17 protein-coding genes are annotated in these 19,929 nt (G+C 62.7%); 5 read left to right on the forward strand and 12 right to left on the reverse strand.

The window, feature by feature from the left end; translation table 11 throughout:
* Window positions 1-3: 3 nt before the first annotated feature.
* Window positions 4-1,185, reverse strand: a complete 1,182-nt coding sequence (metK, locus tag B9N93_RS00855) for a methionine adenosyltransferase (protein WP_085210015.1) — start codon at window positions 1,183-1,185, stop codon at window positions 4-6.
* Window positions 1,186-1,462: 277 nt separating this feature from the next.
* On the opposite strand from metK, the gene B9N93_RS00860 reads away from it, so the two are divergent.
* Window positions 1,463-2,200 carry a tetratricopeptide repeat protein gene (locus B9N93_RS00860; RefSeq protein WP_217807246.1) on the forward strand — a complete coding sequence of 246 codons (738 nt, stop codon included), beginning with the start codon at window positions 1,463-1,465 and terminating at the stop codon, window positions 2,198-2,200.
* Between the two features lie 40 nt (window positions 2,201-2,240).
* Here the strand turns inward: B9N93_RS00860 and hypB are convergent, their stop codons facing one another.
* From hypB to hflK, 4 genes are read right to left on the reverse strand one after another with little or no spacing between them, the layout of a single operon-like run.
* Window positions 2,241-3,134, reverse strand: coding sequence for a hydrogenase nickel incorporation protein HypB (gene hypB, locus B9N93_RS00865; protein WP_085210019.1), 894 nt, complete (start codon window positions 3,132-3,134; stop codon window positions 2,241-2,243).
* A gap of 3 nt (window positions 3,135-3,137) precedes the next feature.
* Entirely contained in the window at window positions 3,138-3,479 is a 342-nt protein-coding gene (gene hypA, locus B9N93_RS00870; protein ID WP_085210021.1) for a hydrogenase maturation nickel metallochaperone HypA, read from the reverse strand.
* Between the two features lie 59 nt (window positions 3,480-3,538).
* Complete coding sequence (gene hflC / locus B9N93_RS00875) at window positions 3,539-4,516, reverse strand: protease modulator HflC (RefSeq protein WP_254899312.1); 978 nt, start codon at window positions 4,514-4,516, stop codon at window positions 3,539-3,541.
* Window positions 4,513-5,508, reverse strand: coding sequence for an FtsH protease activity modulator HflK (gene hflK, locus B9N93_RS00880; RefSeq protein WP_085210023.1), 996 nt, complete (start codon window positions 5,506-5,508; stop codon window positions 4,513-4,515). Before hflK ends, hflC begins: the two co-directional genes overlap by 4 nt.
* A gap of 179 nt (window positions 5,509-5,687) precedes the next feature.
* Between hflK and B9N93_RS26140 the strand changes: the two genes are divergently transcribed.
* Window positions 5,688-5,822: a hypothetical protein gene (locus B9N93_RS26140; RefSeq protein ID WP_254899313.1), complete on the forward strand. Its 135-nt coding sequence runs from the start codon at window positions 5,688-5,690 to the stop codon at window positions 5,820-5,822.
* A 25-nt stretch (window positions 5,823-5,847) separates the two neighbouring features.
* Here B9N93_RS26140 and B9N93_RS00885 read toward each other — a convergent pair whose 3' ends face one another.
* The 5 genes from B9N93_RS00885 to B9N93_RS00905 all read right to left on the reverse strand — a co-directional run bounded on the left by B9N93_RS00885 (window position 5,848) and on the right by B9N93_RS00905 (window position 11,960).
* On the reverse strand, window positions 5,848-7,053 hold the full coding sequence (locus tag B9N93_RS00885; protein ID WP_085210025.1) for a DUF4350 domain-containing protein: 1,206 nt from the start codon (window positions 7,051-7,053) through the stop codon (window positions 5,848-5,850).
* Window positions 7,050-8,567, reverse strand: coding sequence for a DUF4129 domain-containing protein (locus tag B9N93_RS00890; protein ID WP_085210027.1), 1,518 nt, complete (start codon window positions 8,565-8,567; stop codon window positions 7,050-7,052). The genes B9N93_RS00885 and B9N93_RS00890 overlap by 4 nt, the downstream gene beginning before the upstream one ends.
* Entirely contained in the window at window positions 8,557-9,534 is a 978-nt protein-coding gene (locus tag B9N93_RS00895) for a stage II sporulation protein M (protein WP_176225080.1), read from the reverse strand. Before B9N93_RS00895 ends, B9N93_RS00890 begins: the two co-directional genes overlap by 11 nt.
* Before the next feature lie 111 nt (window positions 9,535-9,645).
* Window positions 9,646-11,004, reverse strand: coding sequence for a chromate efflux transporter (chrA, locus tag B9N93_RS00900; protein WP_085210031.1), 1,359 nt, complete (start codon window positions 11,002-11,004; stop codon window positions 9,646-9,648).
* Entirely contained in the window at window positions 11,001-11,960 is a 960-nt protein-coding gene (locus B9N93_RS00905; protein WP_085210033.1) for a chromate resistance protein ChrB domain-containing protein, read from the reverse strand. The genes chrA and B9N93_RS00905 overlap by 4 nt, the downstream gene beginning before the upstream one ends.
* 460 nt (window positions 11,961-12,420) lie before the next feature.
* Between B9N93_RS00905 and B9N93_RS00910 the strand changes: the two genes are divergently transcribed.
* Window positions 12,421-13,236, forward strand: a complete 816-nt coding sequence (locus B9N93_RS00910; RefSeq protein WP_085210035.1) for a hypothetical protein — start codon at window positions 12,421-12,423, stop codon at window positions 13,234-13,236.
* Window positions 13,237-13,350: 114 nt separating this feature from the next.
* Window positions 13,351-14,442 (forward strand): threonine synthase, encoded by a 1,092-nt coding sequence (gene thrC / locus B9N93_RS00915; RefSeq protein ID WP_085210037.1) that lies wholly within the window; start codon window positions 13,351-13,353, stop codon window positions 14,440-14,442.
* Window positions 14,443-14,629: 187 nt separating this feature from the next.
* On the opposite strand, the gene B9N93_RS00920 is transcribed toward thrC, so the two are convergent.
* The gene (locus B9N93_RS00920) at window positions 14,630-15,718 is read right to left on the reverse strand and encodes an RES family NAD+ phosphorylase (RefSeq protein WP_217807247.1); all 1,089 of its coding nucleotides are present in this window, start codon (window positions 15,716-15,718) and stop codon (window positions 14,630-14,632) included.
* A gap of 40 nt (window positions 15,719-15,758) precedes the next feature.
* Window positions 15,759-16,148 carry a preQ(1) synthase gene (gene queF / locus B9N93_RS00925; protein WP_085210039.1) on the reverse strand — a complete coding sequence of 130 codons (390 nt, stop codon included), beginning with the start codon at window positions 16,146-16,148 and terminating at the stop codon, window positions 15,759-15,761.
* Window positions 16,149-16,290: 142 nt separating this feature from the next.
* On the opposite strand from queF, the gene smc reads away from it, so the two are divergent.
* A complete protein-coding gene (gene smc / locus B9N93_RS00930; protein ID WP_085210041.1) occupies window positions 16,291-19,800 on the forward strand; it encodes a chromosome segregation protein SMC in 3,510 nt (1,169 codons plus the stop codon).
* The last annotated feature ends 129 nt before the right edge of the window (window positions 19,801-19,929 follow it).

A 19,929-nucleotide genomic window follows, 5' to 3' on the forward strand; every position in this document is an offset into this window, starting at 1 on the left:
GGCTTAGAGTCCGGCGGCTTCCCGCAAAAGAGCCGCTTTGTCGGTCCGTTCCCAGGTGAATTCCGGCTCTTCGCGGCCAAAATGGCCGTAGGAGGCGGTTTTGCGGTAGATGGGACGCAGCAGGTCGAGCATGTTGACGATGCCCTTCGGGCGCAGATCGAAATGTTCCAGCACCAGTTCGGTGATGCGTTCGTCGGAGATTTTGCCGGTGCCGTAGGTTTCCACCATCACGCTGGTCGGCTTGGCGACGCCGATGGCGTAGGACACCTGGATTTGGCAACGGGAAGCCAGCCCGGCGGCGACGATATTCTTGGCCACGTAACGGCCCGCATAGGCGGCGGAACGGTCCACCTTGGACGGGTCTTTGCCGGAGAACGCGCCGCCGCCGTGCGGGGCCGAACCGCCATAGGTGTCCACGATGATCTTGCGCCCGGTCAGGCCGCAATCGCCCTGCGGACCGCCGACCACGAAGCGGCCGGTGGGGTTGACCAGATAGTTGATATTGCCCTTGAGCATGTCTTCGGGCAGCACCGGCTTGATGATGTCCTCGATCACGGCCTCGATGGCTTCCTTCTTCATGCGGTCGCCGTCGGACATTTCCGGGGCGTGCTGGGTGGACAGGACGATGGTGTCGATGGCGTCGGGCTTGCCGTCCACATAGCGCACGGTGACTTGGCTCTTGGCGTCGGGACGCAGCCAGGGCAGCACGCCGCTATGGCGCAGATAGGCTTGGCGTTCCACCAAACGGTGGGCGAGGTAGATCGGCAGCGGCATCAGGGTCGGGGTTTCGTCGCAGGCGTAGCCGAACATCAAGCCCTGGTCGCCCGCGCCCTGGCCTAGATCGTCGTCGTAAGCCTTGTTGACGCCCTGGGCAATATCGGGGGATTGCTTATCATAGGCCACCAACACGGCGCAGCCCTTGTAGTCGATACCGTAGTCGGTGTTGTCGTAGCCGATGTCCTTGAGCACGTCGCGGGCGACCTTGATGTAATCGACATTGGCGCCGGTGGTGATTTCGCCCGCCAGGACCACGAGGCCGGTATTGCACAGGGTTTCGGCGGCGACGCGGGAATGTTTGTCCTGGTCCAGGATGGCGTCGAGGATGGCGTCGGAGATTTGGTCGGAGACCTTGTCCGGGTGGCCTTCGGAAACGGATTCAGAGGTGAAGAAGTAGTTATTGCTCACGGTGCGTCCTGTCGTAAAAAGCGGTGATGGTCGTGGATTGCGGGAGGAACGGATGATTATAAATTACGTGTGTCCCTCAACCAACTCGTGGAAAATACTAAAAAACCCTGTCCACCGTGACAGCCTCCCGGACCGCCCGGGCCGAGGTGACAGGGATAAGCCGGACGGCCTTTTTGTCTACATCGGCGTCGCGGGTATCCGTCCGGCCCGGTCGCGGGGGAATTCCCCCACGGCGGCGCATCGCAATAATCCCATCGTTAAAACCCCAAGAATCCCCATGGAAATCACCGGAATCCTGATGTTAGCGATCCAGATCGGTTTCGCCGTCCACGCCATGAAGCGCGGCTATCCTTTGTTCTGGGTTTTTTTGATTGTATTCGTGCCCTTGATCGGCTGTTTACTCTATATCGTGATGGTGCTGATCCCAGAAGCCAGCCAGAGCCGCGCCGCCCAGCAAGGCGGCAAGGTGCTACGCAAAGCCCTGGACCCCGGCAAGGAATTGCGCCAACTCCAGGAAGCCCTGGAACGCTCCGACACCGTGGGCAACCGCGTGGCCCTGGCCCAGGAATACCTGAAGCGCGGCCAGTTCGACGCGGCCATCCCCTTGTACGAAGCCGCGTTGACCGGCCTGTACCGCGACGACCCCGAATTGTTGCTGGGGCTGGGCCGGGCCTTGTGCGGGGCCGGGCGCTTCGGGCGGGCGCGGGAAATCCTGGAGCAATTACGGGAAGCCAACCCCGGCTACGACAACGCCGAGGCGCGGCTGCTGTATGCCAGGGTGTTGGAGGAAGTCGGTGCCACGGAACCCGCCCTGGAGGAGTACGCCGCCCTATTGGCGAAAGCCCCGTCGGCGGAAGTCAAATGCCGCTATGGCAAGCTACTGAAGCAAACGGGCCGGACCGACGAAGCCCGCGCCTTGTTCGAGGCGGTGGTCAAGGACGCCAAGGGCGGCAGCCAACACAGCTACCGGCTGAACCGGGAATGGGTGGAACTGGCGCGGCGGGAACTGGGCTGATTGGGACGGGGCGGCGCGGGAACCGCCGCCCCGGTTTCCATCACAACTGGGCGCGCAAAGCCGACAAGGCGCTTTCCAACTGGGCGGCGCGGGCTTCGAGCAAGGCCCGCCGCTGGTCCTTGATCCAGCCGTACCAGTGTTCCATACCCTCGCCCGTGGTCGCCGACACCCTGAGGATCGGCGCTTCCCGGTTCACCTGCCGCACATAGTCCAGACAGCGCTCTACGTCGAACTTCACATAGGGCAACAGGTCGATCTTGTTCAGGACGATCAGCGCCGCCCGGTGAAACATATCCGGGTATTTGATCGGCTTATCCTCGCCTTCGGTTACCGATAGCATCACCACCTTGCCCGCCTCGCCCAGGTCGAACAGCGCCGGGCACACCAGATTGCCCACGTTCTCGATGAACAGCAGGCTGTGGTCGGCGGGGGCCAGTTCGTCCAGGGCGTGCCCGACCTGATGGGCGTCGAGATGGCAACCCTTGCCGGTGTTGATCTGCAAGGCTTTCACCCCGGTGGCGCGGATGCGTTCGGCGTCGTTGGTGGTCTGTTGGTCGCCTTCGATCACCGCCAGGGCCATCTCATCGCGCAAATCCCCGAGCGTGCGTTCCAACAACGTGGTTTTGCCGGAACCGGGGCCGGACACCAGGTTCAAGGCCAGGATGCCGTGTTGCTCGAACCAAGCCCGGTTCTTGCGGGCATAGCCATCGTTCTTGCCCAGCACATCGCGCTCGATGCGGACGATGCGGTCCTGGCTGAAACCGGCCAGGGTCACGCCCGCCGGGCCTTGGCCGTAATGATGGTGGCCTGCCCCGGCGTGGTGATGGGAGTGATCGTCGCCGTGGTCGTGGGGATGGGCGTGGTCATGGCTATGGGAATGTCCATGGTCGTGGGCGGATTGATCCGGCTCGCCGCAGCCGCAGACGGTACACATGGTCTAAATAACCTCCAGTTCTTTCAGCTTGAATTGGGTGCCCCCGGTCACTTGCAGGCGGTGGCCCGCGCAATGCGGGCAGCCGTCCGGCAAAGCCTGGAGGACGACGGTACGCCCGCAATCGAAGCACCAAGCCTCGCCCGGCGGGGTCAGGATTTCCAGTTCCGCCCCCTCGGCGCAGGTCGCAAGCGCTGCCGCCTCGAAACCGAAGCGCAGGGCGGTTTCCTCCACCCCGGCCAACGCGCCGATTTCCAGCCAGGCTTTGCGGACACGGGTGAAACCGCCGCGCCGGGCTTCGTCTTCCATCAGTTCGATCAGGCTCTGGGCCAGGGAGAGTTCGTGCATGGCTGGACTCGCGGGGGAATAAGCCCACAGTTTACACGGGGATGGCCGGGACGGGGCGCTCAGGGTTTGCCCTGGGCCACCCCCCGTTTGAGCCAACCGAACAACTCGCTGTCGGTGGACAGCACCAGGGTCGAACCGCCGCCGATCACCTTGCGGTAGGTCTCCATGCTCTTGAGGAATTGGTAGAACTCCGCCGCTTCCGGTCTTTGGGTATAGGCGCGGGCGTAGATTTCGGTGGCCTTGCCGTCAGCCTCGCCGCGGATTTCCTGCACCCGCTTGTAGGCGGTGGATTCGATCTCGTTGATATCGCGTTCCTTGCGGCCCGAGATGCGGGCGGCCTCGCCCTCGCCTTCCGAGCGGAAGCGCTGGGCGATTTGCAGCCGCTCGCTGATCATGCGCTGGTAAATCCGGTCCAACACCTGCGGGTTGTAATTGATGCGCTTGAGCCGGATATCCAGTAGTTCGATGCCGAATTCCGCTAGTTTGGGCGCGGCGGCGTCGAAGATGCCCTTTTCGATTTGCAAGCGCCCGACATGGATGGGCCGCAACGCCCCGATGCCCCCGACCTCGGCCAGCGCCGCAGCCACGCTTTCATCCCGGAGCGGTTGGCGGTCCTTGTCGGTGCGGACCACCTCGATCAATTCATGCTTGGCGATGGCGGTGCGGGTTTCGCTGCCCAAAATATCCTCCAAGCGCGATTGGGCGCTGCGCTCGTCGCGGAGCCGCAGGAAATAGCGCATCGGGTCGGTGATACGCCAACGGGCGAAGGTATCGACCTGCACATAGGTCTTGTCCTTGGTGGACATTTCCACCATCGGCCCATCCCAGGCCAGATAGCGCTTGTCGATGCGGGTCACTTGCTGCACCAGCGGCAGTTTGAAATGCAGGCCGGGTTCGGTGATGGGGTCGCGCACCGGCCTTCCGAACTGGGTGAGGATCGCCTGCTCGGTTTGTTCCACCGTGAAGATCGAGAGATAGCCCAGCAACAGGACCAGCGCCACAGCGGTATAAACCAAGGCTTGTTTCAAAGGCATCATGGCCGTGGCTCCGGGACGATGGATGAGTTCGCGGGCAACAAGGGCAGGATTTCGCGCACGCTGTCGTCCACGATGATTTGCTGGTGGGCCAGGGGCAAGACTTCGCCCAGGGTTTCCAGATAGATGCGGGCGCGGGTTACGGCGGGGGCTTTGACGTATTGTTCCAACACCGCCCCGAAGGCGGCGGCGTCGCCCTCGGCCTCGTTGATGCGCTTGAAGCGGTAGCCCTCGGCGGCGCGGATTTTCTGGTCGGCCTCGCCCCTGGCGCGGGGCACGGCCTTGTTGTAATCGCCGTTGGCGAGGTTGATGGCGTTCTCGCGGTCTTGCTGCGCCCGGTTGACCTCGTTGAACGAAGGCTGCACCGGCTTGGGCGGATCGACGTTCTTGAGCTGGACTTGGTTGACCGACAGCCCCAGGTGATAACGCTTCGCCAGTTCGCCCATGCGGAGCAGGGCGGTTTCCTCGATCTCCTGGCGGCCGATGGTGATGATTTCATCGACGGTACGGTCGCCGATGATTTCGCGCATCACCGATTCCGACAAATCGCGCAGGGTCTGCCCAGGGTTCCGTACCTCGAACAGATAGGTTTCGGGTTCGGTGATGCGGTATTGCACCACCCATTCGACCAGGGCCGAATTAAGATCGCCCGTCACCATGGATTTTTCCTGTTCGGGAAATTCGCCGGTTTGGTCGGGATTGGTGCGCCCCAGGCTGGCGAAGCCGAATTCCATCTTGAGCTGGCGCTGGGTCGGTACTCTGAACACCTCGTCGATACCGAACGGTAGCTTGAAATGCAGGCCCGGCGGCACTTTGTCGATGTATTTACCGAAGCGCAGTAAAACGCCCTCGGATTCGGCGGGCACGGTGTAATAAGCGCTCCACAGGCCGGTCAGGATCGCGAGGGCGGCGAGGATGGGTCCGAGCGGAAGGGTGGGGAGTTGCGGGAACGAAGGCGGGGGCGGGGGGCTTTGGCCCCAGGGGTTGGTACTCATAGCGGTCCTCCGTAGGTGACAGTGGAAGCAGCGGTTTAGAACCTAACGCAGGGGAATCCTTGCCCACTTCCTGGCTCTCCTCTGCGTAAGCCTACTGATAGCCTCCAGGTTAAGCCTCGATTAAGTTAGCGGTTGCTACGGTACACAGACTTGGACAATTCAACAAAGCGAGGTGCGGGATGGCCGATTTGAGATTTTTGCTGCGGCGCATGAACCAGCGGCAGTCCATGCCACGGTCGGGAGACCTGGAAAGCGCGGCGACCACGACCCTGGCCTTGATGGTGGGCTTGGTGGTGCTGGCGTCGATTTTATGAACCCACCGGGCTGGAAACCCCGTCCTCACAGTCTGTGTACCAAGCGTTGCGCCGTTTGGGCCAAACGGGTGTAGTTCCCAGGAACATCCACCGCTTCGGGTTCCAAAAGCTCGGCGACCCGGTCCGGCGGCAGCCCGCCGATGCGGGCCAAAGCTTCGATCCGTCCGGCCTTGGGCAAGGCCGCGAGCTGCGGGTGCCGCCGGAGGAGGGCTTCCTTGACTTCCTGCCGTAGCACGTCCACCCAATGCCCCAAGCCTCCTTCCCGCCACACCGCCCGGCCCACGGCGGCGAGATGTCCCCCCAAATCCCGCCGCTCCGGGTCCACCACCGGCACCACGCCCCCGAATCTCGGCACGATGGCCCACAGCCAAGCCGCGATCCATAACCCCCCGCTCACCAACACCATCCAAGCCGAATCCACCAGCCATTCCCACAGCGTCGGCACTTGCAGCCGCGCCGCCAGCCGCACCGGACCCGCCGGGGCGTATTGCCGTAGCAAGGCCCACAGCAATTCGGCGTGGTCGTCATCGCCGATCCGCCAGTTGTTGAAGAAGGTGAAATCCGTCAGCACCGTGATCTGGCCTTGCCCATGGGCATAGTGCAGCAGGATGGCACCCGATTGCCCTGGCACGGGTTCCGCTTGCCAGACCGGCGCGGGCGTGCCGGGCCAAAGGCCGGGTTCCCCGGCCCAATCCTCGATATCAAGGGCCAAGGGCCGTTCGCCGCCGGGCCAGCGGACCGCCAGGGTATCCGGTGTGGCGGCTTCGGGTCCGGGCGAGGCGGGACATTGCCCGGCTTCGGCGGGGGGTTCGGCGGTGGGGGGTTCGTTGGGTTCGGGCGGACGCCGCCAAACCACGCCCAGACGTTTGAGGATGGGATCGTCCACCGAGGGCGTTTCCGCCGCCACGACCAAATAGCCGCCCCGCGCCACCCAATCCAGCACTTGATCGGCCCGCCGGGGATTGAGATGGATACGCCGCGCCCGGTCCAGCAATAGCGCCCCGCCCGGCGGCAAGGCGTCCAGGCTCAAGGCATCGCCCACTCTTTGCAAGGGACGGCCCATGCGTTCCAGATAGCGTTCCAAGGCCAGATAGGGATCGCGTACCGCCTCTTTGCCTGGACCTTCCCAGCGGATGGTCGGCACCCGCTCGTACTGTTCGACGAACCACGCCGCGCCCAGGACGGTCAAGGCCAACAACCCGAACACCGCCCAGAACCAGCCCCGGCTCATGTCGCGATCCTCCCGAAATGGTGCGGCCAGTCGGCACACAAGGCCCGTAGCCGTTCCGGCGGCGGCGTGGCGTGGGCGTAGGCGACGAGGGTCCAGGTTTCCAGCAATCCGGCGAAATAGGCTTCGGCCTCGTGGTCGATCCGGCCCCGCACCCGCGTCCGGCACTCACCCTCGGTGTCGCCGGGCAGGAAATCCACCCCATGCCCATGGATCAGCGCCACCAAAGCGCCCCGGTAGAGCAAGGACAAGGCCGGTAGGACCGACCCGGCATCGAGCAAGCGCCCGGCGGCCAGGGCGATATCCTCGGGCAAGGCATCCGGGCGCACATCCAGCCCGAACAGCGTGGACGGCACGATCCGCGTCTTGGGCGCACGGCCCGGCCACATCCCCCGATAACGGTACAGCAGCACGCCGAACCCACCCGCCAACACCGCCGCCGCCACATAGCCGGACAAGCGGATGCCCTCGGCGATCCATCCCAAGATAGTGTGGAGCCAGGAAAAATCCGCGGTCTTCCGCCGGGCGGGTGCCACGCCGTCCGGGTCGCGCTTGCGCCATTCCCAATCCTCGACCTTGTGGCCGAACACCGGGTCCGCCAGCACGGCCTGGATGGCTTGTTTGGCGGGGCTGGGCGGAACTTCCGGTCCGCTGGCGGCGGTGGGTTCCGCCGCGTGGCCGTCCGGTGGATATTGCGCCAACAGCAGCCCCGCCAAGCCCCATCCCGCCAGCCCCGCCGCCCGGCCCAGTCCTGGGCCGCGCCGTTCCGCCGCCACGCGCCGGCTCAGTTGGCGGAAACCCAATTCAATATCCCAGCCTTCCAGGTCGTTGCGGCGGTTGAGATAAAGCACGAACCCGGCGGCGACATAGAACGGCTCGACCAGGCTTTCCCCGAATACCCAGGCCAGATGCGACAGCAGCGATTCCCACAGGCCGCTGTCGCCATGGAACAGGGCTTGCCAATCGAACACCGCCGGGGCTTCGCTGGGCCAGAGCAGCTCCAGCAGCAGGATGATGGAGATTTGCAAGCAGGCCGAGAAATTCGAGCAGAGGAAGGTCAGCCAGAACGCGCAGCCACGGGCTTTGTAACCCAAGACCTTGCGCCGCGCCTGGGCGGCCTTGCCGCGCTGGCGTTCCAGTTGGTGGACCGGCAGATGGAAGGAACGCGCCATATCGCCGCGGCCCCAGGTCAACGCCGCCACGAGGCCGGTCCTCCGGCACAAGTCCGGCAAGGCCCGCCAAACCGTGCCCAAACCGGGCGGCTGGCCGAACACCGCCTCGGCATAAACCTTGAGCAAAACCCGGTCGAACAGCGGTTTGCACCACCACGCGATCATGGCGGCGACCAGCGGCCAGCGCCACAGCGCCAGGAACAGCAGCAGATTGAACGGGATAAAGGTGGCGAACCACGCCCGGTAGACCGGACCGCACCAGCGCCGCAACCAAGGCAGGCCCAAGTCCATCGCTTCCCAGGGCGTGCGGTGGCGGAGTTCCAATTCGAGGCGCTCAAGGTCCATGGCGTTCCCGACCCAACAGGGTGAAATAAGCCAGCAACACCAGCCAGAACCCGACGCCGACGCCGTATTTCACCGCGACCGGGACCGCTTTCAGCGGCGACCAGAAGGCTTCGATGAACGCGGCCCCGAAAGTGAGCCCCGCCGCGCCATACAACAAATGCACGGCGGGCCGGGCGGCGCGTTTGAGCGCCTCGGCCCGGCTCCAACGGCCCGGCGCGATCAAAGCGGCACCGAGCTTCAAACCCGCCATCCCCGACAACACCACGCCGGTCAATTCCGGGGCGCTATGTCCGGCCACGAAACCCCAAAAAGTCTGGATGAAGCCCAATTGGGTGAGATGCCCGGCCACGGCCCCGATCACCAGCCCGTTATAGACCAGGAAGAACACGCTCCCCAGCCCGAACACGATCCCCGCCGCGAAGCATTGGATATCGATCTGCACGTTGTTGGCGAGGTAATGGCCCAGCATCATCACATCGTCGGTGGCGTCGCGGGGCCGGCCGGGAACCAGGGCGGTGGGCGAATACATTTCCTCGATCCGGCCCACGGTTTCCGGCGACAGCAGGAAATACACGCCGTCCGGGTAGGTTTGCAGGGCGATGAGGGTGGCGAGCAGCGGCAGGAAGAACAACAGGGCGGAGAGCGCGGCCAGCCTGGCCTCGCGCCGCACCAACCGCGGCAGTTCGCGGAGGACGAAGCGGGTGGCGTGGCGTTCCTGGGGACGGTGGGCACCGTAGATGCGTTGGTGCGCCGCCAGCACCCGGCTTTGCAGTTCGTCGAGCAAGGGTTCGGAATAGCGGCGGTCGCGGGCCAGCGACAAATCCTGGCACAGCGCCCGGAATTTCCGGGGCAGGGCCGCGACCGGCAAGGCCGCCTGGGCCTGGACACCGCCGCGCCGGGCTTCGAGCCAACGGTCCCAGGCTTCCCAGTCGGCGCGTCTATCGGCGATAAATTGGCATTCCTTCACGCGGGCGGCCCGTTGTGGACGAGAGGTCGCCAGTTTATCAGCCCAGGCGGCGCGTGGGCCGGATTCCGCCGGGTGTTTTGGGATGGGCGCACCCCGGCGAATGAAAACGCGCTAGGCCAGCCAGGTCTGGGCGAAAGTAAGCAACAAACCCGCCCCGCCACAGGCCAGGATCACCGGGATGACCGCGACCTTGCAGCGCAGCAAAGCCAGCAAAGCACATCCGCCGATCACCGCCGACATCGCATCGAAGCCCCCGCCGAAGCCTTGCGGCCAAAAGACGTGGTAGGCGAAAAACCAGGCCAGATTCAAAATCACACCCACCACCGAGGCGGTGATAGCGGTGAGCGGTGCGGTGTATTTCAAATTACCGTGGGTGGATTCGACCAGGGGACCGCCGGCCAGGATGAACAGAAAACTGGGCAAAAAAGTAAAATAGGTCACGACCAACGCCGCCATCACTCCCGCCAACCCCGGATGCTCCGGCCCAAGCCAGGCCTGTCCCCAACCCGCCACGAAGCCGACGAAAGTCACCACCATGATGAGCGGCCCCGGCGTGGTTTCCCCCAGGGCCAGCCCGTCGATCATCTGGGCCGGGGTCAGCCAGTGGTAATGCTCCACCGCGCCCTGGAACACATAGGGCAGCACCGCGTAAGCCCCGCCGAAGGTCAGGAGCGCCGCCTTGGTGAAGAACCAGCCCAGTTGGGTGGGCGTGCCCTGCCAGCCGAATTGCCCGCATAACAGCCCGATCCCCCCCGCCCAGAGCAGCAGCGCCACGCCCACCGTCCACGCCAGCCGCCTCCAGCCAAACCGGGCGTGTTCCGGTGGCGGCATATCGTCGTCGATCAAGGCCGGGCCGTAACCCTGCTTGGCCGCGCCATGCCCGCCCCCCAAGGCGAACCGCCCCGGCGCGAGTTTGCCACCCACCGCCCCCGCCAGCGCCGCCGCCGCCACGATCAGGGGAAATGGCGCATCCAGGGCGAAAACCGCGAGGAAGGCCAAGGCCGCGATGGCCCACAACGCGGCGTTCTTGAGCGCCCGCGTGCCGATACGGTAGGCCGCGCACAACACGATGGCGGTGACGGCGGGCTTGATGCCGTATAAAACCCCGGCCACGGCGGGCACCTGCCCGAATTCCAGGTAAATCCAGCCCAGGATCATCAGGATGAAGGTGGCCGGCAGCACGAACAAGCCGCCCGCCGCGATGCCGCCCCAAGTGCCGTGCATCAGCCAACCGATATAGGTCGCCAATTGCTGGGCTTCCGGCCCCGGCAACAGCATGCAGTAGTTCAGGGCGTGCAGATAGCGCCGCTCGGAAATCCAGCGCCGCCGTTCCACCAAATCCTGATGCAGGATGGCGATCTGCCCGGCGGGTCCGCCGAAACTGATGAAGCCCAGCTTCAGCCAATAACGGAAGGCTTGGCCGAAGCCGACGGGGGCGGGGCGCGTCCGCGCCGGGTGGGGATCGGTCATGGGTCGGTTCCTGAATAGGCGTGGTAGAGCGCGTCGAACAGCGTTTCCGCCGCAGCCAAAAAGGCATCGTCATCCCCGACCCAGCGTTGGCCCAAGCCCTGGATCAATAAGGACAGCCCGGCGGCTTCCGGCAGCGGAATCCCGCCGACATCCAGGTAATGCACCAGCCCAGCCAAATGCCGCAACGCCGGGTCCGCGTCCAGGCCGAAGCTGGTCAGCAGTACCTCGAAGCTGACCTTGGGACCGGTATGGGTGAAAGCCGCGCCGTCGAAATCGAAGCCCAGGGCGTCGGCGGGACAATCACCGGGTTCGGCCAACCACAGGAAACGCGCTGCGGGATCGATATGGCGGCGGATCAGCCAAGCGCTGGCGAGGCGGTCGATCCAAAGGCGGCGGCGGGTCGCCCAGGTTCTGCCTTGGTAATCCTCGCGGCGTAGCGCTTGGGTTTGGCCGGGGCCGGGAAGGTTGCGGGGCTCGTCCGGGTGGAGTCGCCGGTCCAGGGCCAGTTCCAACTCTTCCAAGCGGGCGGCGGCTTGATCCCGCGCCGGTCCCGGAAAAAAATCCACCGCCGCCAGCGCCTCGAATTCCTTGCGGTGCCGTTGGACCTGCCGCCGGAAGCCCGCGAGGTCGTCCGGTCCGGTCTCCGGCATGGCTTGGCGGATGGCCCCGCTCAATTGGGCGTAATCCTCGGTGCGGTCGAACAGCGCTTCGAAGCCGTCCTGTCCCGCCGTGTCCGCCGGGTCCAGCGCCAGGAGATAGGCATTGCCGCCGCCCGCCTTGACTGCTTCGGCCTGGGCCGCCAGCAAGTCGTGGAAACCGGGCCGGTTCGGCAGCAGGTAGACGCCATCGCGCAGGACGCCGCAGCCCAGGGCTTTGAGCGCCCGCCAGACCCGCATCCGGCCCGCCGCGTGCTGGGTCGGTAGACTGGTGATGAGAAGGAGCCAGGATAGATTCATGTGCGTATGCTACTTATTTGTTGAATTTTTTACAAAAAAGCGTGGCGATGGCGGGGCGCATCTGCGGCGGGTGCCCAAAACATCAAAACGGCGGTGATATCGCAGCACAGGGCTCGGGAACCCACGGCGGCGGAATTCGCCACCACCCAAGCCGAAACGGTGCTTCGCCGGATAAGCGATTGATTAATATGTGGATTCCGCATCCAGGCCGCTTAGCAAACCCCCTCGGAACCCATAGAAAGCCCTCAATTAAACCCGCCTCTACTTCGATGGGCTGGATTACGCGGCCCCCCGCATATCCGGGCAGAATCGCGGTTTAGGCAGTGATCCCGTGGGATGGGCAGGGGGTGAATTTTCACGGGCGCAGGCGGTAATCGCTAACTGAGGCGGTTTTGGGATGTAGGCAAACTATCTCCACCAAGCCAAACAACAACCTCTTTCAGCCCAGTAGAGAACAACGATGAAAACCCAACTGCTTTGCGCCACCGCCTTGATCACCCAGGTCTTCGCCGCTTCCATCGCCCAGGCCGACGCCACCACGCCCGCCCATGTGCAAAAGGCCGCGCTCTATGTCGGCCAGGTCGCGCCCAATCACAATGTCTACGGCAGCCCGGCCCAGCTTGCCTACGACAACGCCAACGTCCTGCACGCCACCACCCGTTGCGGTTCCTTCACCGCCCTCCTGTTCAAGAACACCTATGCCGCCGTCACCGATGCCGCGCTGATCGCCCTGACCGGCTCCAATTCGCCCTATGCCGACGAGTGGTACAACGCCATCAAGAACCAGGTTTCCGACCCGATCTCCGGGTTGGCCTTGGTGAAGCGGTCCACGGTGGGCGATCTCCAGGCCGGGGATATCCTGTCCTCGATCTACACCACCAGCGGCGATACCGGCCATGCCATGACGGTGGCCGAAGTGGTGAAATGGCAGGAAAATATCGCCCCGCCCCATCCGATTCCGGGCGTGGCGGCGGTCAACAAATACCGGGTAAAGGTCTACGATTCCACCAAGAGCGTGCATGGCGGCTATGCCAGCAATCCCTACCCGGATTCGCGCTACCAGACCCAGACCGCCAATAATGGGGCGGTGGTCAACGACGATGGCATCGGCTATGGCAGCATCGTGATCTACGAGGACGTGGCCGATGGCCGGGCCGTGGCCTGGGCCTGGAATGTCAGCCCGACCACCGACTCTTTCTATTACGCGGTGGAGAAACCGGAAGGCAGCACCTACGATTACCGCCCCATCCAGATGGGGGTGATGACCGGGCTGTGAAGTGGGAAGACGGGTACCGGGCGCGGGATTTGGCGGGGGCCGCAAACCCCCGCGAGTACGGTAAGATGGCGGCTTTTTCCAGGGCCGCCGCGCCCCCCATCCCCCCCGAACGCCATGACCACCTCCAAACGCTACACCGGACTCATCGAACATTACCGCGACCGCCTGCCCATCGGCCCCGAGACCCGCCCCGTCAGCCTGTGCGAAGGCAATACCCCGCTGATCCAATTGGTGAACCTCCCCCGCTTGATCGGCAAGGAGGTCGAACTGTATGTGAAATTCGAGGGGCTGAACCCCACCGGCTCGTTCAAGGACCGCGGCATGACCATGGCCGTGACCCAGGCCGTGGCAAGCGGCAGCCGCGCCATCATCTGCGCCTCGACCGGCAACACTTCCGCCGCCGCCGCCGCCTACGCAGCCAGGGCCGGTATCGCCTGCTTCGTGCTGATCCCCGATGGCAAGATCGCCCTCGGCAAACTGGCCCAGGCCATGATCCACGGGGCCAAGGTGCTGCAAATCCAGGGCAATTTCGACGACGGCATGAGATTGGTGAAGGAAATCGCCGACCACGCCCCCGTCACCATCGTCAATTCCATCAACCCGTTCCGCATCGAGGGCCAGAAGACCGCCGCCTTCGAGATCGTGGACGCGCTGGGCCGCGCCCCGGATTACCACTGCCTGCCGGTCGGCAACGCCGGCAACATCACCGCCTACTGGAAGGGCTACACCGAATACGCCCTGGGCACCGCCAGCCACGCCGCCGTCACCGACCGCCGCCCGGTCATGTGCGGCTACCAGGCCGCCGGGGCCGCGCCCTTCGTGGCCGGCGCTTTCGTCGAACACCCGGAAACCGTCGCCACCGCCATCCGCATCGGCATCCCGCAATCCTGGGACGGGGCGTGGAACGCGCAGAAGGAATCCGGGGGCTGGTTCGCCCCGTTCACCGACGCGGAAATCCTCGCCACCCAAAAGCTGCTGTCGGAAAAGGAAGGCATCTTCTGCGAACCGGCCTCGGCCACCTCGGTGGCGGGCGCGTTGCACGATATCCAGTCGGGCAAAATTCCCGAAGGCAGCGTGGTGGTCTGCACCCTGACCGGCGTGGGCCTGAAAGACCCGGACACCGCCATCGGCCAATGCGATGTGAAACCCGCCAAAATCCAGGCCACCCTGGACGCGGTGAAAGGGGCGATATTGGAGACGATGTGATGTAAGCGAGAAGCAGTCGATCCACTCAGGAACGATCCAAGCGGAATGGCCGGGAAACCGGTTATTCCGCCTTTATTTTGGCGGGATACCCAATTCGTAGTTCGTAGGCTGCGGTGAGGGTAGGAACCGCATCTTTCGTGATGGATGCGGTTCGCAAGCTCCCCATATCCTACAAACTATTTTTCCTTTAAAAACTGACCGGCCCAAAATGGAAGTCATATACAACCCTGCTTAATACAAGCTTATTAATGCACTTTAATTTTAAATCTCCAGATTCAATGGGACGACCGAATAGCGCTAAGTTTGGGACTGAAAATTCTTCTTCTTGCGTTTGAAGTTCAGCAATGCGTCTATGGGATATTCCATATGATGTGCGAAGAGGCATTATTCCCAATCTGAGCAAACTGAAATAGGACGGATATATAAGCCCATCAAATCCCGCCTCAAATGCTGATAAAGCAATAGCCCGTGTGATATCATAGGAGTGTTTGCCCGCCATAAACAACATATGTACAGCTATATCCAGACTTTCGAACTCAGTAACTCTTGGCTCCTCGGTAAGCACAACAGAAAGATCAAGAACTTTAAGTGAACGCGCCGGCATTAATGTCGCAACATATAACTCATCGGCTGCGGCAACACGGCACTCATGAATGCAAACTTCAAGATCGGGTGATACATACATAACTGGCAAGGTGTCTGAATCAAGACGACCTGTACCCAAGAATTTTTTAGGTGGGCTATCATATTCATCAGGCATCTCAGGAAACTCCGGGCCTTTGCGAATTCGATAAAAAGTCTGTGAAGGCTCAATTTGGCGTGATGGATACTCGCTAATAATACGCTTAATAATTCTGTTACGTGCGGATTCAACTCCAAGCGCTTTAAGAGGCTTAATTTCACCAAACATCCAAAGACGAGGACCATAGTGAAAAAAACCAACCCCTAGAATTCTTTCAAACAATTTCACATCAGGCTCAAGCCATGAAGAAAAGGTTATATCAGTCTTCTGGTGCTGGTTAAATTCAAGAATAGGTGCGCCACCATATTTTGTTCTCGAAAATGAACCCCAAACAAAAAACCGATATGCTAGAGCATAAACTAATTCTTTTGATAATTTTTTCCCTTTCGTGCTTCCACAATTTGGGCAAGTTTGATCTTCTAAGTTACCTAGCATTTCAGCATCGAGACGCAGTCCTTGATCGTTAAAGCATTGTGAACATGCAACTGAGTCCATATTTTCCCCCGAAATTAACAAAAAAAGCGGAACAGCCATTCCCCGGCTATTCCGCCTTTCCCTTCCGAATCAAAACCCCCTACGGCAACGCAACCACCGCAGGCGCGACCCATTCAGGATCGCGATGCTCCGCCACCACCGTCGTATAAATCCCGCCTCGCACATTGAACTTCGCGGTCAAACGCATGAAGCGGGGCCGGGTCGCCGCCACCAAATCATCCAAAATGCGGTTGGTCACGGCCTCATGGAACGCGCCCTCGTCGCGGAACGACCAGGCGTAGAGCTTCAAGGACTTCAGTTCCACGCACAACCGGTCCGGCACGTATTCGAGCAGGAGGGTGGCAAAATCCGGCTGGCCGGTCTTAGGGCACAGGCAGGTGAATTCGGGCACATCGATGCGGATGGTGTAATCGCGGCCCGGCTGGGGATTGTCGAAGGTTTCTAAGGCTTTGCTGGGTAGTGTGGACATGGCTCGGAATAGCTGAAAAAGGGCGGAACAAACCCCGCCAGGACGCAGAACGCCTTGCGGAATAGCCGGTTATAATAGCCCCGCCCCTTCCCCCGAACCACCCAGCCACGCCCAAGCCCTTGTTTTCCCCACACACCGCCTGATGCGCCTCGAAAAGATCAAACTCGCGGGCTTCAAATCCTTCGTCGATCCCACCACCCTCCCGCTGCCCGGCAATTTGGTCGGCATCGTGGGACCGAACGGCTGCGGCAAATCCAACCTAATCGACGCCGTGCGCTGGGTCATGGGCGAAAGCTCGGCCAAGCACCTGCGCGGCGAAAGCATGGCCGACGTGATCTTCAACGGCTCATCGAGCCGCAAGCCGGTCGGCATGGCCTTCGTGGAACTGGTGTTCGACAATGGCGAAGGCAAAGCCCCCGGCGAATTCGCCCAATACCCGCAAATCTCCATCAAGCGCCAAGTCACCCGCGACGGCCAGTCGGTCTATTTCCTCAACGGCTCGCGCTGCCGCCGCAAGGACATCACCGACCTGTTTTTGGGCACCGGGCTGGGTTCGCGCAGCTACGCCATCATCGAACAAGGCACCATCTCCCGCCTGATCGAAGCCAAGCCCGACGAACTGCGCTCCCTGATCGAAGAAGCCGCCGGCATCTCCAAATACAAGGAGCGCCGCCACGAAACCGAACTGCGCATGGGCCACACCCAGGAAAACCTCGACCGCCTCATGGACGTGCGCGACGAGGTGGCGAAACAACTGGAAAGCCTCAAACGCCAGACCAAAAAGGCCGAAAAATACCTCGCCCTGCGCGACGAGGAACGCCGCCACAAGCAACAACTCTTGGCCCTGCGCTGGCTCAAATACGACCAACTCGGCCAAAGCCTCAAAACCACGCTAGCCGGTCACGAAACCCGTTTCCGCGAGTTATACAGCGCAGGCCAAGCCCTGGCCGAAACCCTGGAACAACACCGCGCCCAGCACGAAAATCTGCAAACCCAACTCGGCGCACAGCAAGCCCGCTTCTACGAACTCGGCTCCGAAATCAACCGACTGGAACTCGCCCTGCAACACGCCCAGCAGACCCGCGACACCCTGCTGCAAGAAGAAGTGCGCCTGGGCCAGGAACAACAACTGGCCCTGCGTGATCTGGACCAGGATCAAACCCAACTCGCCGCTTTGCGGGAAGAATTGGCGGCGGTGGCCCTGTCGCTGGAAACCACGCAAGCCGCCGAACACAGCGCCGCCGCCCGCCGCGCCGAAGCCGAACACGCCCTGCAAGCGGCCCGTTTGGCCTTCGAGCAATCCAGCGGCGAACTTGGGCGCTTGCACAGCCAGGCCGAAATCCAACGCGCCCGCCTCAAGCAACTCGAACAACAACAGCGCCAATTGGACACCCGCCGCGAACGGCTGGACCATGAGCGCGAAGAACTGGAAGACACGCTCCAGACCGAAGGTTTGGAAGATTTGCGGCAGGAAACCGCCGAACTCGAAGCCGAACGCGCCGAACTGCAAGCGCGTCTGCCCGCTTTGCACAGTGCGATCCAAGCCGACCGCGCCCATGGCAAGCAATGCCAGGAAGACCTGAATGCCCGCCGCGCCGAACTCCACGCCCTGGAAGGCCGCATCAGTTCGCTGGAAACCCTGCAACAGCACGCCATGGGCAAGGACCGGGCCGGGCTGAAACACTGGCTGGCCGAACACGCCCTGGACCCAGCCGGACGCCTCGCCGAACACCTGGACGTGGCTCCCGGTTGGGAAACCGCCGTCGAAAGCGTCTTGGGCATCCATCTCCAAGCCCTGTGCGTGGAAACCGCCGCGCCTTATCTGCCGCATCTGGCCGCCATCGGCGACGAGGCTTTGGGCCTGATCGAAACCCGCGCCGCCGCCCAGGTTGCCGCCGCGCCGAAAGCGTCCCGGCTGTTGGACCGGGTGCGGTCGCCGTGGAATCTCGGGCCGCTGTTGGGTTCGGTGTATTGCGCCGACGACTTGGACAGCGCCCGCGCCCTGAGCGAAGCCGTGGCCGAACATGAATCGGTGGTGACGCCCGACGGCGTGAAACTCGGCCCCGGCTGGCTGGCCGCGCCCAAAACCGACGACGGCAAAGCCGGCGTCCTCAAGCGCGAACGCGATCTGCGCGAACTCAAAGCCCGCCGCGACGAATGCCAAGCCCAGGCACTAACCCTGGAACAAGCACTGGCCCAGGCCGAAACCTCGATCCGCACCGCCGAGCAAGAACGCGAACGCCTGCAAACCGACGAACGCCGCCTCGCCTCCGAACACGCGAAGCTCAAAGCCGAACTCAGCGCCGCCGAAGCCCGTTGCGAACAAGCCAGCAAGCGCCTGCGCCAACTGGAATTGGAAGCCGAAGACCTGGACTCCCAACGCGCCGAGAACCACGAGGAAACCGCCGAAGCCTGCGGCCTCCTGCTCGATGCTGAAGACCGCCTGACCGAACTCGGTCCCAAATCCACCGAGCAAGCCGCCCGCCGCGCCGCCTTGGAAAGCCAATTGCAGGAAGCCGACGCCGCCCTCCGCGCCGAACGCGACCGCCGCAACGCCCTCAACAGCCGCCGCGAAAGCCTCGTTTCCAACGAAAGCCTCACCCTCAAGCATTTGGAGCGGGCGCAAACCCTGTACCGGCAAGCCCTGGAACGGCTGGAAGCGCTAAACCAACGCTTGGCCGAAACCGCCGCTCCGGTCGAAGCCGAAGCCACCGAGCTAGACCACCTTATCGAACGCCGCACCGCCGCCGACCGCGATCTCAACGCGCTGCGCCGCCGCGATCAAGAAACCAGCGCCGAAATCCGCCGCCTCAACGAAGCCCGCCTCCAAAACGAGCGCGACCTGGAAGCTCTCAAGGAACAGTTGGAACAGGCCAAACTCGAACTCTCCACCAACGAAGTGCGCTGGCAAACGGTGCGCGAGCAATTCGAGGAACTCGACGCCAAACCGGACGAAGCGATAGCGAGCCTTCCGCCCGAAGCCGAGGAAAAGGCTTGGCAACAGCGCGTCGCCGAATTGGCCGAGGAAATCTCCCGCCTGGGCGCGGTAAACCTGACCGCGATGGAGGAATACCAAGCCCAGGACGAGCGCATGAAATTCCTCGAACAGCAGCACCAGGACTTGAGCCAATCGCTCGCCACCCTCAAGGAAGCCATAGCCAAGATCGACCAGGAATGCCGCGCCCGCTTCAAGGACACCTTCGACCAGATCAACGCCGGTTTGCAGCGCATGTTCCCCAAGCTGTTCGGCGGCGGACAGGCGTATTTGGAACTGACCGAGCGCGAATTGCTGGAAGCCGGGGTCAGCGTGATGGCGCGGCCCCCTGGCAAGCGCAATAGCTCCATCCACCTGCTCTCGGGCGGCGAAAAGGCGTTGACGGCGGCGGCCTTGGTGTTCGCCATCTTCGAGCTGAATCCCGCGCCGTTCTGCCTGCTCGACGAAGTGGACGCGCCCTTGGATGACGCCAACGTGGGCCGGTTCAGCCAGTTGGTCAAGGAAATGTCGGAGCGGGTACAATTCCTGTTCATCTCCCACAATAAGGCCACCATGGAAATCGCCCAGCATTTGGCCGGCGTGACCATGAAAGAACCTGGGGTATCTAGAATCGTCGCGGTGGATATTGATGCGGCGGTGGAAATGGCGGCGATGTGAGTATACCGCCCTCCACAAATACTAGAAATTTGGACCACAGGACGACTCAAATGGAAGATGGCGAAGCGGAATCTCACAGGTAGCTTATCAAATAAATTTCCCTCTTTCGACCCGCCCGGATATTCAAAA

The sequence above is a fragment of the Methylomagnum ishizawai genome, from assembly GCF_900155475.1.
GTDB classification, from domain to species: Bacteria; Pseudomonadota; Gammaproteobacteria; order Methylococcales; family Methylococcaceae; genus Methylomagnum; species Methylomagnum ishizawai_A.

What these genes read in the sequence shown, in the direction of transcription:
- queF (WP_085210039.1), bottom strand. Translation starts at nt 16,148, where the DNA reads ATGTCCACACTACCCAGCAAAGCCTTAGAAACCTTCGACAATCCCCAG.
- B9N93_RS00920 (WP_217807247.1), bottom strand. Translation starts at nt 15,718, where the DNA reads ATGGCTGTTCCGCTTTTTTTGTTAATTTCGGGGGAAAATATGGACTCA.
- thrC (WP_085210037.1), top strand. Translation starts at nt 13,351, where the DNA reads ATGACCACCTCCAAACGCTACACCGGACTCATCGAACATTACCGCGAC.
- hflC (WP_254899312.1), bottom strand. Translation starts at nt 4,516, where the DNA reads ATGATGCCTTTGAAACAAGCCTTGGTTTATACCGCTGTGGCGCTGGTC.
- smc (WP_085210041.1), top strand. Translation starts at nt 16,291, where the DNA reads ATGCGCCTCGAAAAGATCAAACTCGCGGGCTTCAAATCCTTCGTCGAT.
- B9N93_RS00905 (WP_085210033.1), bottom strand. Translation starts at nt 11,960, where the DNA reads ATGAATCTATCCTGGCTCCTTCTCATCACCAGTCTACCGACCCAGCAC.
- hflK (WP_085210023.1), bottom strand. Translation starts at nt 5,508, where the DNA reads ATGAGTACCAACCCCTGGGGCCAAAGCCCCCCGCCCCCGCCTTCGTTC.
- B9N93_RS00860 (WP_217807246.1), top strand. Translation starts at nt 1,463, where the DNA reads ATGGAAATCACCGGAATCCTGATGTTAGCGATCCAGATCGGTTTCGCC.
- B9N93_RS26140 (WP_254899313.1), top strand. Translation starts at nt 5,688, where the DNA reads ATGGCCGATTTGAGATTTTTGCTGCGGCGCATGAACCAGCGGCAGTCC.
- B9N93_RS00910 (WP_085210035.1), top strand. Translation starts at nt 12,421, where the DNA reads ATGAAAACCCAACTGCTTTGCGCCACCGCCTTGATCACCCAGGTCTTC.
- chrA (WP_085210031.1), bottom strand. Translation starts at nt 11,004, where the DNA reads ATGACCGATCCCCACCCGGCGCGGACGCGCCCCGCCCCCGTCGGCTTC.
- hypA (WP_085210021.1), bottom strand. Translation starts at nt 3,479, where the DNA reads ATGCACGAACTCTCCCTGGCCCAGAGCCTGATCGAACTGATGGAAGAC.
- hypB (WP_085210019.1), bottom strand. Translation starts at nt 3,134, where the DNA reads ATGTGTACCGTCTGCGGCTGCGGCGAGCCGGATCAATCCGCCCACGAC.
- B9N93_RS00885 (WP_085210025.1), bottom strand. Translation starts at nt 7,053, where the DNA reads ATGAGCCGGGGCTGGTTCTGGGCGGTGTTCGGGTTGTTGGCCTTGACC.
- B9N93_RS00890 (WP_085210027.1), bottom strand. Translation starts at nt 8,567, where the DNA reads ATGGACCTTGAGCGCCTCGAATTGGAACTCCGCCACCGCACGCCCTGG.